We start from the raw sequence: 13,471 nt of genomic DNA, 5'->3' as shown, positions 1-13,471 counted from the left end.
GTCCAGGAAATTGGACCAAGATTGGCCCTCATCTACATACCAAAGGCATTTTACGCTGCTGTTTCGTGATTCAGCCAACGACTTTCGCCCTCTTCATCACGGCCTCGCTCGCCCTGGTGCTCATCCCCGGCCCGAACCATCTCTACATCACCGCCAGGGGCCTCGCCCAGGGCCGGGCGGCGGGCCTGGCCAGCGCGTTCGGCGTGGAGACCGGCACGCTCGTGCACATCGCGGCCGCCGCCGCGGGCCTGTCGTACGTGATCTCGCAGTCGGCGACGCTGTTCGCGGTCGTCAAGTGGGCCGGCGTCGCGTACCTCGTCTATCTCGGCATCCGCGCGTTCACCGGCAAGGAGACGGAGGGCGTGGCGCCGCCGCCCCAGCCGCTGCGCAAGGTCTTCCTCGAAGGCGTGCTGGTCAACGTGCTGAACCCCAAGGTGGCGCTGTTCTTCCTGGCGTTCCTGCCGCACTTCGTGCGCCCGGAGGCGGGCTCGCCCGCGCTCCAGGTGGTGCTGTTCGGACTGACGCTGCTGCTCCTGGGGCTGATCTCCGACGTCGTGTACGCCTGCACCGCCGGCGCCCTCGGCACCCGGCTCACCGCGCGGGCCAGGACCCTCCGGTACGTCAGCGGCTTCGTCTACCTGGGACTGGGAGTGGCCACGGCGTTCGCCGGGAGAAAATGACCCTATGGCGCCGAGGAAACAGCAGGAGATCTTCGATGCGACGTTGCGGCTGGTGGCGGAGAAGGGCTACGACGGGCTGACCGTCGAGGGGGTCGCCGAGCACTCGGGCGTCAACAAGACGACGATCTACCGCTGGTGGCCGTCCAAGGCCGCGCTGCTGGGGGCGGCGCTCGTGGAGGCCGACGTGCTGGGGTTCGAGGCGCCGGACACGGGGAGCCTGCGCGGTGACCTGGTCGCGCTGGTCGAGGGGGTGCGGCGGCTGCTCACCGAGCCGCCGTCCAGCGACATCGCCGTAGCCGCGCTGGCCGCCGCCGTCCGCCATCCCGAGCTGGACGCGCGCCGCTTCTTCGCCGACCGCTTCGCGCGGGAGCGGGAGATCTTCGAGCGTGCGGTACGGCGGGGCGAGCTGAAGGGGTCGGTGGACCCGATGCTGATCGTCGACCTGCTGGCCGGGGCCGTGTGGATGCGGGCGGTCTTCCGGGGCCTGCCGGTCGCCGACGACTTCCCCACGGCGACCGTCTCGGCCCTCCTGGACGGGCTACAACGCTTCTGAGAGCGCGGCCGGGATGCGGTCCAGCACGGGGTGGGGCACCAGCCCGTACGCGTAGAAGTCCACGGCGAGCGCGCCCGCCGCCTTCGCGCCCCGGGCCTTGGCCACCAGCCGGTCCGTCGAGTCGCTGTCCGGGTAGCCGGGCCGCAGCACCGCCCGCACCTCCCGGTCCTTGCCCACCGACCGCAGGTAGGCACCCACGTCGTCGGCCACCCGAGCCGCGTCCCGCGCGTACGCCAGCACCCCGAAGGCCGGGACGAGGTCACCCAGCGCCACCAGGTCGACCCCGAGCTGCCAGGCGTCGTGCGCCGCGAGCCCGGGTGTGGGCAGCCCGTCCGTGTAGCCCTTGACCGCGCCGGTCGAGTCGATGAACACCAGCTTGGAGCCCTCGTCGGCCACCGCCGAGGCCACCTCGGACACCAGCGTGGTGACGGTCTCGGACCGGGCCCGCGCGTAGGCCACGACGTCGGGCCCCGCGTAGGCGGTGAGCGCGGCCCGGGTCACCTCCCCCTGCGCGGGCGGGTCGCCGTCGAACACGCCGCCCACGATCCTGGCGCACTCGTCGCGCGCCACCTCGGCGTTCACGCCCAGGTCGGTGGCGCGGCGCATGCAGTAGTCGCAGAAGCAGAGCGCGAACAGGTACGCGTCCATCGGCCCCAGCGGCACGAACGAGCGCTGCGGCTTGAGCGGCCTGAAGTGCAGCGACTCCGCCACCACGCTGTCGACCCCGAGCCTGGCCACCGCCCGGGCCAGCGCGACCGCGTATTCGCGCACGTCGGGGTGGGCGGGGCACAGGTCGGTGAGCGAGCCGCGGTCGCCGAAGCAGTCGCGTACGGTCACGTCCGGATGCTTCGTGCCGAGCGTGGCGTTGCGCAGGAAGACCGTCCATCCGTGGAGCTTCATGGACCGCTTCGCACAAGCCTCGCGAAGCCCGTCGAGGGCGTTCAGGTAGCCGGGCACGGGAGACAGGCGGAGCCCGGCGAACAGATCGGACGGCGGGGGGAAGTGCGCCCCGTCGTGGCGGATGGTCAGCCGGGACAGTCCGTGCGGGGTGACGTCGCGGGAGGCGTGGTGGACGGCGCCGACGGTGATGCCGCTCACGCCGTACGCGCTGATCCTGTCGAGCACCCGCTCGACGCCCTCGCCGCGCAGGTCCTCGACGAAGACGTACACCGAACTGTCCACAAGCAGACCTTAAGCGCTCTTGTGAGCGACGAAGTCGATCTCCACCAGGATGCCCAACAGCTGGGATCCTACGGTGGTGCGCACGGGGAACGGCTGGCTGAAATAGGACTTGTAAACCTCGTTGTAGGCGGCGAAGTCGCGCTCGAGGTGCTGCAGGTGGACCGTGGACTTGATCACGTCGTCGAAGCCGAGGCCGTGGGCGGCCAGGATGGCGCCGAGGTTGCGCATGACCTGGTGCGTCTGAGTGGCCACGTCGTCGCCGACGATCTCACCGGTCTGCGGGTCGAGCGGGCCCATGCCGGAGGTGTAGACGAAGTCCCCCACCACGAGACCCTGCGAGTAGGCGCCGATGGGGGCGGCGCCTTCGGTGGTCCTGAGCTCCTTTTTCACCGTGTCTCCCTAGAAATTGGTGGTTATCTGGCCAACGACACGGTAGTCCTGGTCCACCAGGGGCAGCACGCGCCACTTGTCGAACGCGGTGCAGGGATGGGAGATGCCGAAGGCCAGCAGGTCGCCGGGCTTGAGCCCGTCGGCGCGCACGACCGTCTGCTGGTCCTGCATCTTCACGATCGTGACGCCGTCGCGGCGTGGGATGGGCAGCCCCTCGTCGTAGGGCGCGTCGCGCTTGCCCATGCCCACGATCGCCAGTCCGGGCTCGGGCGTGGACAGCACGTGCGCCCAGACCTCCAGCGCCGGGCGCAGCTCCCCTTCGATGCGGTTGAACGGGGTGCGCTCGCGGTAGTAGCCGTCGTCGTGGGTGACGTACGCGCCGCTGCGCAGCAGGATCCTGGCCTGGGTGGTGACGAGCTCGCGGCCGATCACGTCGAACCACTGGCTGCCGCCCACGGTCAGGATCGGGTTCTTGAGGCGGACGTACTCGACGGCCTCCTGCAGCAAGTACAGATATTTCCGGACATCGTCGGCGGTCTTCAGCGCGCCCTCGTACCCGGCGACCCCGGCCAGCTCGACGCCCGGGACCCCCTGCACGTACGACACCAGGCTCAGCAGCTGCTCCAGGGACCGGCACCCGGCTCGTCCGCCTTCGTGCCCCAGCTCCACCAGCACCCGGAACGGCCGGGACGCGGCATGCCGAGCGAGAATGTCCACCCCGGCCTCGGAGTCCACGAAGCTCAGGAGCTCGAACGCGGGATCCCGCTCCAGCTCGCCCGCGGCCCAGTCGAGCCCCGCCGGGTCCACGAGCTGGTTGGCCACCAGGATCCGGCCCACCCCGAACCCGCGGACCACCCGCGCCTGGCGCGGCGTCGCGACGGTGAGCCCCCAGGCGCCCGTTTCGAGCTGAAGCGCGGCGATCTCAGCGGACATGTGCGTCTTGGCGTGCGGCGCCAGCTCCATGCCGTGATCGCGGACGAAGGCCGCCATCGTCTCGATGTTGTGCTCCAGCGCGTCCCGGTGCACGACCATGAGGGGGAGTTCGAGTCCACCCGCGAAGACCTGCTGCCCGAGCACAATGCCCCTTTCGTCCGCGTCCGACCCTATCTCAGACCTTCGCCGCAATCATGGACGGAGCGCACGCCCCGGAGTGGCGCCGGTCAGCTCTCCCCCGGCCAGTACGCGTACCCCCGACACGAGCACGTCGTCGACCCCGGCCGCGAGCGTGCGCGGCGCCTCGTAGGTCGCCCGGTCGCCCACCGCCGCCGGGTCGAACACCACCACGTCGGCCGCGAACCCGCTCCGCACCAGCCCCCTGTCCGTCAGCCCGAAGCGCCTGGCCGGGTGGGAGGCCAGGTGCACCACGGCCTGCTCCCAGGTCCAGTCGGCCAGCTCCCGCACGTGCCGGCCGAGGAACCTGGCGAACGCCCCGAAACCCCGCGGATGCGGATGGCCGCCCACATAGATGCCGTCGGAGCCGCCGGTGTGCGAGGGGTGCCGGAGCATCCTGCGTACCGACTCCTCCCCTTCCGGGCCCTCGTCGGGGCGGGCGGACACGACGCCCGCCTCCAGCCGCGTCTCCGTCAGGAGACGGCGGCAGAACTCGGCGGGCGCCGACCCGTCCCGTTCGGCCGCCGCCACGATGGTCAGGCCCTCGGCCCACTCCATCCCCGGGGCGTGCGAGACGGTCAGCCGTGGCCAGACGGCGTCGAGCGTCGGCCACCAGCCGTCCAGCTCGTCGGACGCGATCATCTCCAGCGCCCGGTCGGTCTCGGCGCCCGGCACGGAGCCGGGCAGCACGACCATCGCCAGGATCGTGTTGCCGCGCAGGTAGGGGTAGGTGTCGAAGGTGAGGTCCACGCCCTTGCCGAGCGCCTCCTCGACCAGGGGCAGCAGCACGTCCGCGGGGCCGTGCAGGTGGGAGACGTGCACGGCGGCGCCGGAGCGCTCGGCGATGTCGATGACCTCGGTCATGCCCACGCCGGCCTGAGGGCCGTACGCGCGCATGTGGGTGACGTACGGGAGGCCGCCGAGCGGGGCGCACAGGGCGGCCAGCTCCTCGGCGGTGGCGTAGCGGCCGGGGAGGTATTCGAGGCCGGTCGACAGGCCCACCGCCCCCTCCGACAGGCCCCGCTCGACGTGCCGCAGCATGGCCGCCAGGTGGTCGCGGGAGGGCGGCTCGGGCGAGGGCCCCATGACGTCGTAGCGGATGGTGCCGTGCGGGAGGAGGTACGCGGTGTTCAGCGCCACGGCGCGGTCGTAGCCGCCGAGCAGCTCGCCGACGGTCAGCGGCCCATCGGCGGCGAGCGGGCCGTCGAGCGGCCCGTTGACGGCGGCGAAGTAGCGGGAGGCGTAGGCGACGGTGGCGGCCGAGCCCGGGGCGAAGGACAGGCCGTCCTGTCCCAGCACGAACGTGGTCACCCCCTGCCGCAGCGCCGCCCGCTGGACCGCCGGGTCGAACACGGCCGCGTCGCCGTGGGCGTGACAGTCGACGAAGCCGGGCGCGACGAACCGCCCCGTCGCGTCGATCACGGTCTCCGCCCCGGCGCCGCCCAGCCTCCCGATCGCCGCGATCTTGCCGTCCGCGACCGCGACGTCCGCCCGGTACGGCGGGGCGCCCGTCCCGTCGAGCACCCGGCCGCCGTTGATGACTACGTCGAACCTCACACCAAGATTCAATCAGAGCCGCGCGAATACGCCGGAGGGCATTCCACGGACTTGACGATCGGCCGGGCGGCCAGCACGGCGCGAGCCCGGGCCCGGTCGAGGTTCCAGCCGTTCCAGGGGTCAGGGTGGGACAGGCCGTTGGCCGCGACCACGTCGGCCAGCACGCAGCTGCGCTGCGGCTCCGGCAGCTTGTCCAGCGCCGGTACGGCCTCCGCGCCGAGGTCGCCCAGGTAGTCGGAGTCCAGCTTGGTCACGCCGCGCACCTCGACCTGCGTGTGGGCGACCTGGAGATCGGGGTTCACGATGGCGAACGCGCCCAGGCCCAGCCCGGTGACCAGCACGACCGTACGCGGCAGCCAGCCGGAGCCGCGGCCCAGGAGCCGAGCCGCCCCCGCCAGCAGCACCAGCGCGAACAGCGTTCCCAGCCACCACACCGTGGCCTGCACGGACAGGCGCAACCTGGACAGGCCGTACGCCTCGGTGTAGAGATTCATGCGATGCAGGGCGGAGGCCAGGACCACCATGGTCAGCCCGCACAGCACGCCGAGCAGCACGGCCAGCAGCCAGCGTTCGCGCCGCTCGACCTTGAGCATCCCGCTGGCGACCGCCACGATGCCCAGCACGAACACGCTGACCACCACGAGCTGGAAGAACCCCTGCCTGGCGTACTCGGCATAGGTGAGCCCGGCCGTCTTCAGCACCCAGGTGTTGCCGCCGAACAGCGCCGTGATCTGCACCGCCACGAACGAGGCGAACAGCAGGTTCACCGCCGTGAGAGGCACGATCCAGACACTCCTGCTCACCGTGAACTTCGGCTCCGGCCCCACGGGGTCCACCACCGGTCTGAGCGCGACCAGCACCACGGCGGCCAGCAGCACGGCGAACAGCCCGAACAGGAAGATCCGCACCGGCGCCGACTCCGCCCAGTCCGGCGCGGTCGTCAGCCGTTCCAGGAAGGAGGCGAACACCGCGTCCGCCGAGGCGAACAGCAGCCCGAACACCAGGAGCAGCACCGCCGTGATGCCCAGCGCGGCCAGCATCGGCATGAAGCGCCGCCTGGCGGTCAGCTTCTTCAGCGGCTGGGCCAGGAACCACGGCACCGGGCCGAGCGCCAGCATCACGGACACGCCGCCCCTGATCACGCCGAGCCACCCGGCCCCGGCTCCCGACACGGCCAGCGCGCCCAGACCGGCCCCCGCCACGAGCAGGATCGCGACCAGCCAGTCCGCGTCGCGCACCGCCGCCATCGAGATCAGGAAGTACGCCGTCAGCCCGAACGCCACCGTCCACGGCGTCATCCGTCGCAACACGGCAGGCAGCGCGGCCGCGCCCAGAACCATGGCGACCAGCACGATCCCCAGCCCGACCTGCGCCTCGGGCAACGCCACCGCCGCGAACACCCCGGCCCCGGCCGCCGCGGGCAGCAGCCAGCGGGGCGAATCGGGCAGCTCGGGCCTGGGGAAGAGGGGCGGCGGCACGTAGGGCGGCGGCGGCCCTCCCTGGTTCCGGTGCGGCGCCGCAACCTGCGGGCTCCCCTGGCCCGCCGCCGTTTGGGCCGCCGACTGGTACGCCGCGACCTGCGCCGACTGGTAGGCCGCCACGGCCGCCCGGCGCCCTGACCCGGCCCCCATCCCCGCGCCGACCGCGCCCATGAGCGCGGTGCACATGACGAGCGTGACGAGGGCCATCCCGTCGCTGACGGTCACACTGACGAGCACGGCGGCGAACAGGCCGGCCAGGAACCCGACCAGCACACCGATGACCGCACCCCCGATCATCCTGACGAACGCGCTGCCCGCCGGCACCCCGGCACCACGCCCAGTGCCCCCCGCGGCAACGCCCACCCCGGTTGCGAGCCCTGAGGGTCCTCCCACGCCTGCCGCCGGCCCGGGCGCGACGACGGCGCCCGTCTCGCTCTCGGCGGCGGGGCGGCCGGGCGTACCGACCGTGGCCAGGGCTACGAGAGCCGCGACTCCGGCGGCGTCACGGGACCCTTCACCTGAAGCCGCACCACCCTCGACCGCGTCGGCCGCCGGGCCCACCACCTCGGCGCCGTCCCCAGCCGAGGCGGTGACCACCAACTCCGCGGCGCGATCGGGGGTCTCGGAACCCACCGTCGTCGGGGCAGCGACGTCCAGAGCCTCCGGCAGCTGCTCGGTCCCCGTGCCCCGCTCACCGCCCTCCAGCGGCACATCCGCCATCGTCGTCCTCCCTGGTAGATCGACCACCATGCGGCATCCCGCACAGTCGTCGATGCGAATGGAGCCCCCGTGCAGCTCGACGATCTCCTTCACGATGGCCAGCCCCAGCCCGGCGCCCCCGGAGTCGGCCGCCCGCCCGGCGTCGAGCCGGGAGAAGCGCTCGAACACGCGTCCCCTGGCCGCGACCGGGATCCCCGGCCCCTGGTCGGCGACGGCCAGCAGCACCCCGGCCCCCTTCGCCGCGACGGTCACGGTCACCACCCCGTCCGAGGGGCTGTGCCGTACCGCGTTGTCGAGGAGGTTCGCCAGGACCTGCGCGAGGAGGTCGGGGTCGGCGCGCACCACCAGGTCGGCGGGGACCGACGCCCGGATCGCGACGTCGTCGCGGGCCAGCGCCCCCTCGCGCACCGCCTGCTCGACCAGCGGCGCCAGTTCGACGGCCTCGGGCTCGATCAGGCGTACGCCGGAGTCCAGCCGCGACAGGTCCAGGAGCTGGGCCACGAGGCGGCCGAGGCGTTCGGTCTGGGCGAGCGCGGTCCGCATGGTGACGGGGTCGGGGGCGGAGACGCCGTCCACGACGTTCTCCAGGACCGCGCGCAGGCCGGTGATGGGGGTGCGGAGCTCGTGGCTGACGTTCGCGATGAGCTCGCGCCGCTGCCGGTCCACCTCGCCGAGGTCGGCGGCCATCGCGTTGAACGCCCTGGCCAGCTCCCCGACCTCGTCGCGCGACGTGGCGGTCACGCGCAGCCCGTAGAGACCCTTGGCGATCGTCTGGGCGGCGCTGGCCATCTGGCGCAGCGGCTTGGTCATCCCCGTGGCCAGCAGCTGCACCATGATCAACGCCAGGACCACGGCGACCGCGATGCGTAACTCGCGGGACAGGCCCGAGTTGAGCCCGACCTCGTTCACCACGAACGCGGTCCCCACGGCCAGCACGATCACGATGCCGAGCTTGACCTTGATGCGGCCGAGGAAGTCGAGCGGCCTCATCGCCGCACCAGGGCGTAGCCGACGCCGTGCACCGTGCGCACCACGTCGGAGCCCAGCTTGCGGCGCAGCGCCCGGACGTGGCTGTCCACGGTCCTGGTCGCCGCCGCCTCCGAGAAGCCCCACACGTCCGACAGCAGCCGGTCCCGCTCGAACACCTGCCCGGGACGCTCCGCCAACCGGCGCAGCAGGTCGAACTCCGTCCTGGTGAGCTGCGCCTCCGCGCCTCCGACGAACACCCGGCGGGCCGCGGTGTCGATCTCGACCTCGCCGACCCTGATCACCGTGTCCTCGGCCGCGAGCTGGGCCGCCCGCTCGACCCTGCGCAGCAGCGCGTGGATCCTGGCCACGAGCTCGCGCATGCTGAACGGCTTGGCCAGGTAGTCGTCCGCCCCCACGCCGAGCCCGACCAGGACGTCGGTCTCCTCGCCGAGCGCGGTCAGCATGAGCACGGGCACCGGCCTGGCCGCCTGCATCCGGCGGCACACCTCCAGCCCGTCGAGCCCCGGCAGCAGCCGGTCGAGGATCACCAGGTCCGGTTCCGCCTTGCCGTACTGGATCAGGGCATCCTGCCCGTCGCCGGCCACCCTGACGTCGAAGCCCTCGGCGGCCAGCCGGTTCCGTACGGCCAGCGCGATCGTCTGATCGTCCTCGACCACGAGGATGCGTCGCTGCTCTGCCACGTACGAAAGCCTAGAAGCGGCCTGTGCAGACGACACTCCTAAATTTGTGCACATACAGTGCAGACTTGGCTGGTGAACACAGCCGGATACCTCCGCCGCATCGGCCTGCCCAGCCTCCTCGACGCCCCCACCAGCGCAGAGAACCTGCGGGCGCTCCACGCCGCGCACCTCGAGAAGGTGCCGTACGAGGCGCTGGAGATCTGGCTCGATCGCCCCACCACCGTCGATCCCGTCGAGTCCGCCGAGCGCATCATCGGAGGGCGCGGCGGCTACTGTTACCACCTCAACGGCGCGTTCTCCGAGCTGATCAGGTCGCTGGGGTACGACGTGACCAGGCACGTCGGCGGGGTCCAGAACCGCGGCGACGAGCCCGGCATCACCGCCAACCACCTGGTGCTCACCGTGCGCGGCCTGCCGTCGCAGGACAATCCGGGCGGTGCGTGGCTGACCGACCTCGGGCTCGGGGACGGGTTCCACGAGCCGCTGCCGCTGGTCGAGGGCACGTACGAGCAGGGGCCGTTCACGTACGTCCTGCGCCCGTCGGAGGTCGCGCCGGGCGGCTGGCGGTTCGAGCACGATCCGAGCGGCTCGTTCGAGGGCATGGACTTCGGCCCGGCCCCGACGGACATGTCGGCGTTCGTCGATATGCACCGGCATTTGACGACGTCGCCGACGTCCGGGTTCGTGCGCATCGCGACCGTCCAGCGACGGGACGCGTACGGCGTGGACAGCCTGCGCGGGCTCCAGCTGAAGCGCATCGGCGGCCGGACGCTCTCGGTGACCTTGGACAACGCCCGCGACTACTACGCGGCGCTGGCGGACATCTTCCTGCTCCCGCTCACGGACCTGAGCGGGCCGGAGAAGGAGAAGCTCTGGCGCAGACTGTACGAGGCGCATGAGGCCTGGCTGGCCAGTGACGCGACGTGACAGCCTTGCGCTATCGTGCACCTCGACATGGGTGAGACCCGGAAGCTGGCCGGTCGCTACCGGCTGCTGAATCCCCTGGCCGCGGGCTCTGTCCGGCTGGCCTTCGACGAGTCGGAGCACCGCGATGTCACGGTCAGGGAGCTGCGGGTCCCGGCCGAGCTGCGCGACGCCGCCCTGGAGGAGGCCCGCCGGGCGTCCGGGCTCCGGCACGCCTCGATCGTGCGGGTGCTCGACGTGGTGATCGAGGACCAGACGCCGTGGCTGGTCATGGAGTTCGTGTCGGGGGCGTCGCTGGAGCAGACCGTACGCGCCCGCCGCCCGCTGCCGGTCGCGCAGGCGGCCAGGGTCGGCGTCTGCGTCCTGTCCGCCCTGACGACGGCTCACGAGGCGGGGATCGTGCACGGGCGCGTGGAGCCCGGCAACGTCCTGCTCACCCCGACGGGCCGGGCGGTGCTCACCGGCTTCGGCTTCCCCAGCCTCAGCATGCTGCCCTCCGCGGACCTGTGGGCCCTGGCCGCCACGCTGCACTTCGCGGTGGAGGGCCGCCCGCCGGGGCAGGTGCCCGCGGAGGGCGCGGACCCGCTCAGGACGCTGATCAGAGCCATGCTCCACCCGGCGGGGGCGCCGGCGACGGACGTGATCCGCGAGACCCTGGAGCTCCTGGCCGTGAGCCGCCCGCTGGACGTGATCATCGGGCTGTTCGGGCCGCTGCCGATCCCCGTGGTGGCCGCGATGGGGCTCGCGCTGATCGAGCAGCTCCAGGCCGGGGAGGCGTTCCACGGCGGGATCCAGCCCGGCAACGTCCTCATCGACGACCGGGGCCGGGCTCACCTGACCCCGCTGCTGAGGTCGGGAACGCTCCCGGCCTACACGGCCCCGGAGGCCTCCGCCACCCTGGCCGCCGACATGTGGTCCCTGGGCGCCACGCTCTTCACCGCCGTCGAGGGCGTGCCGCCCTCGCCCGGCGCGCCGCTGACCAGAGCGGGGGCGCTGGCTCAGGTGTTGTTCCGTCTTTTGTCAGGTAATCCGTTGGAACGTCCCACTCCGGACGAGCTCCGCCGCGACCTCCGGTTGGTACGACGCACCCGTTGAGATACATCGCGATTGGAACCAAGCGATGGGCTCACTCGTTGGACAGGGGACGCAGAATGTAGGAGAGGCGGGGCACGCGCTCCGTGTTCGGAAGCGGAGGAAGTTGAGTATGTCGCCAATCCAGAAGTACGCCATTGGCGCAGGCGCCGCGGTTCTGCTCTCGCTGATCTTCTTCGGGACCGGATGGATCACCCTGCTGGTCATCCTCGGCGTGATCGCCGCCCCTGTGGTCGGTTACCTGATGCTCGACCCGTCGCAGCGCGAGCGGCTCAAGAGGGCCCGCAGGCGCGGCATCGGCCGCTGAACTCCGCGCGGCGGGGGCCGTGACACGGCCTCCGCCGCGCGCTCAGGCCTCCGCCGCGCGCTCAGGCCTCCGCCGCGCGCTCAGGCCTCCGCCGCGCGCTCAGGCCTCCGCCGTCGCCGCCGCCTGCTCCGTCTGCACGCGCTGGGTCACCCGGCGCTCGATGTAGAACGACAGGAACGGCACCGTGCCCCCGACCATGACACCGAGCATGTACTGCCACGTCCAGCGCGCCTTCATGCCCAGGTTCATGACCGCGACCAGGTAGAGCATGTAGAGCCCGCCGTGGATGGGCGCGATGACCTTCGACAGCGTCGGGTCGCCGAAGCCGTAACGCACCACCATGGCCACGCAGAGCACGAGCAGCATGCAGCCGACCACGTACGCGAGCACCCGGAAGGGCTTCAGAGCCGATTCCACGATTAACCTTCCAGAGCCATCTCAGGGGACTTGGCACGGTCCCGATCGGTTCGTACGGCATCGCGTACGAAGTGGAACCACATGAATACGGCGAATCCTGCGAAGATCCACCAGTTGGCGGCATATGCCAGGTTACGCCAGGTCAGCGTGCCTCCCACCACCGGCGGCTGGATCTCGACCTGCGCCAGCGAGCCGGACGGCGGCTGCGCCACGACGAAGCCGGCGCGTACCTGCTGGCCGCTCCACAGGTTGACCAGCTCGCCCGTGGACACCGTCTGCACCTGACCGGCGGGCAGACCCTCCGCGCGCCGCTGCACGCTGTCGGTGCCCTGCTGCGGCCGCAGCCGCCCGGCCACCGTGACCTTGCCCTGCGGCACCGCGGAGACCGCCGGGTCGTCCGCCTTGGCGGTCCAGCCCCGTACCACCGGCATCAGCGTGCCGTCGTCGAGCCGGAGCGGCGTGAGCACCCAGTAGCCGCGGTCACGCGAGACGTTGCCGCCTGGGGCGTCGACGTCGGCCCGCCGGTCGGCGACCAGGAGCTGGCGGCCGGCCTCGTAGACCCCCTCCGCCATGACCTTGCGGCCCACGAGCTCACCGCTCAGCTGCGGGCCCACCTGGGCGAGCGTGCCGACCGCGACGGGCCCGGGATCGGTGGAGGCGTGCGGCTTTCCCGAATCCTGGAAAACGCCGAGCTGCCAGCGCCCGAGCAGGATGAACGCGACGAGGACCCCGATCGTGAGCAGGTGCAACCCCATGAGACGGGGGGAGAACAGGGTCCGCAGCATGTTTCAAAGCTATCCGCCGGGTGGGGTGGTCCCCTAATCAGCCCATGCCTACCGATACCAACAAACAGTGCAAACGACACAGGCGCTCACGCTAGGCTGCTGGCCATGTCTGACCAGCATATCGACCCTTCGGGCAGCACTCAGCAGTTCAAGGCTTTCGCTCAGCGTCGCGAGCAGGAAGCCGCCGCCACCCCCAAGAAGTCCCCCGTCGTACCGATCATCGCGGTCGTCGTCGCGATCGTGATCGTCGGCGTTGCCGCCTTCCTCCTGCTGAAGTAACCCCAGATCTGATCGAACCGCCGCGGGGGCCGTGGCGGTTTCTCGCCGTTCACGCAATCATCCCTTCGGCCCGCCCAACGACGCGCGGGCCCTCGGTCCCCCGCCTCCCCTGCCGACACCGCTCCGGCCCGCGAGGCGCATGCCTCCCAAGGACCTCTGCCGAGGCGCAGCACCCCACAGGCAAGAGCCGCCACGCCACGCGCCCGCCCGCGCAGGAACGCGCCATGGCCACCGAACAAGCGAACGACCGCTTGGGGGCGGTGAGGCTGGAGACGCCCAGGGGGCGGGATAGCGGCAAGGATCCGAGCGGGCGCACGAGCGGCG

14 protein-coding genes are annotated in these 13,471 nt (G+C 71.7%); 6 read left to right on the top strand and 8 right to left on the bottom strand.

Translation table 11 applies throughout. The annotated features are described in order from the left end of the window. Positions 1–65 precede the first annotated feature (65 nt). Entirely contained in the window at positions 66–680 is a 615-nt protein-coding gene (locus AB0J87_RS04395) for a LysE family translocator (protein WP_363962581.1), read from the top strand. 4 nt (positions 681–684) lie between these two features. Next, entirely contained in the window at positions 685–1,233 is a 549-nt protein-coding gene (locus tag AB0J87_RS04390; RefSeq protein ID WP_355190981.1) for a TetR/AcrR family transcriptional regulator, read from the top strand. Here the strand turns inward: AB0J87_RS04390 and AB0J87_RS04385 are convergent. Genes AB0J87_RS04385 through AB0J87_RS04360 form a run of 6 tightly spaced genes read right to left on the bottom strand, consistent with a single transcriptional unit; the run spans position 1,219 to position 9,319 of the window. Beyond that, positions 1,219–2,415, bottom strand: a complete 1,197-nt coding sequence (locus AB0J87_RS04385) for a hypothetical protein (RefSeq protein ID WP_350728524.1) — start codon at positions 2,413–2,415, stop codon at positions 1,219–1,221. The two genes, AB0J87_RS04390 and AB0J87_RS04385, sit on opposite strands and share 15 nt — an antisense overlap. Before the next feature lie 9 nt (positions 2,416–2,424). Next, the gene (locus tag AB0J87_RS04380; RefSeq protein WP_185071114.1) at positions 2,425–2,805 is read right to left on the bottom strand and encodes a Rid family detoxifying hydrolase; all 381 of its coding nucleotides are present in this window, start codon (positions 2,803–2,805) and stop codon (positions 2,425–2,427) included. Positions 2,806–2,814: 9 nt separating this feature from the next. Next, positions 2,815–3,882: an alanine racemase gene (locus AB0J87_RS04375; protein ID WP_363962580.1), complete on the bottom strand. Its 1,068-nt coding sequence runs from the start codon at positions 3,880–3,882 to the stop codon at positions 2,815–2,817. A gap of 48 nt (positions 3,883–3,930) precedes the next feature. Continuing rightward, positions 3,931–5,472 carry a D-aminoacylase gene (locus AB0J87_RS04370; RefSeq protein WP_363962579.1) on the bottom strand — a complete coding sequence of 514 codons (1,542 nt, stop codon included), beginning with the start codon at positions 5,470–5,472 and terminating at the stop codon, positions 3,931–3,933. 8 nt (positions 5,473–5,480) lie between these two features. After that, on the bottom strand, positions 5,481–8,663 hold the full coding sequence (locus tag AB0J87_RS04365; RefSeq protein WP_363962578.1) for a DUF4153 domain-containing protein: 3,183 nt from the start codon (positions 8,661–8,663) through the stop codon (positions 5,481–5,483). Beyond that, complete coding sequence (locus tag AB0J87_RS04360) at positions 8,660–9,319, bottom strand: response regulator transcription factor (protein WP_350728657.1); 660 nt, start codon at positions 9,317–9,319, stop codon at positions 8,660–8,662. Before AB0J87_RS04360 ends, AB0J87_RS04365 begins: the two co-directional genes overlap by 4 nt. A 96-nt stretch (positions 9,320–9,415) precedes the next feature. Here AB0J87_RS04360 and AB0J87_RS04355 point away from each other — a divergent pair, with 96 nt between their 5' ends. The 3 genes from AB0J87_RS04355 (at position 9,416) to AB0J87_RS04345 (ending at position 11,666) form a co-directional block, all read left to right on the top strand. After that, the gene (locus AB0J87_RS04355; protein ID WP_363962577.1) at positions 9,416–10,270 is read left to right on the top strand and encodes an arylamine N-acetyltransferase; all 855 of its coding nucleotides are present in this window, start codon (positions 9,416–9,418) and stop codon (positions 10,268–10,270) included. 27 nt (positions 10,271–10,297) lie between these two features. Further along, positions 10,298–11,362 carry a protein kinase gene (locus tag AB0J87_RS04350; protein WP_363962576.1) on the top strand — a complete coding sequence of 355 codons (1,065 nt, stop codon included), beginning with the start codon at positions 10,298–10,300 and terminating at the stop codon, positions 11,360–11,362. Positions 11,363–11,471: 109 nt separating this feature from the next. After that, positions 11,472–11,666 carry a hypothetical protein gene (locus tag AB0J87_RS04345; protein ID WP_350728518.1) on the top strand — a complete coding sequence of 65 codons (195 nt, stop codon included), beginning with the start codon at positions 11,472–11,474 and terminating at the stop codon, positions 11,664–11,666. A gap of 99 nt (positions 11,667–11,765) precedes the next feature. Here AB0J87_RS04345 and AB0J87_RS04340 read toward each other — a convergent pair whose 3' ends face one another. Further along, positions 11,766–12,083: a DUF3817 domain-containing protein gene (locus AB0J87_RS04340; RefSeq protein WP_350728517.1), complete on the bottom strand. Its 318-nt coding sequence runs from the start codon at positions 12,081–12,083 to the stop codon at positions 11,766–11,768. A gap of 2 nt (positions 12,084–12,085) precedes the next feature. Further along, complete coding sequence (locus tag AB0J87_RS04335; RefSeq protein WP_363962575.1) at positions 12,086–12,868, bottom strand: SURF1 family protein; 783 nt, start codon at positions 12,866–12,868, stop codon at positions 12,086–12,088. A 105-nt stretch (positions 12,869–12,973) separates the two neighbouring features. Here AB0J87_RS04335 and AB0J87_RS04330 point away from each other — a divergent pair, with 105 nt between their 5' ends. After that, entirely contained in the window at positions 12,974–13,147 is a 174-nt protein-coding gene (locus tag AB0J87_RS04330) for a hypothetical protein (RefSeq protein WP_192790321.1), read from the top strand. Positions 13,148–13,471 lie beyond the last annotated feature (324 nt).

It is taken from the genome of Nonomuraea sp. NPDC049625 (assembly GCF_040675285.1).
Taxonomy (GTDB): Bacteria; Actinomycetota; Actinomycetes; order Streptosporangiales; family Streptosporangiaceae; genus Nonomuraea; species Nonomuraea angiospora_A.
This window is presented reverse-complemented; position numbering and strand designations above follow the sequence as displayed.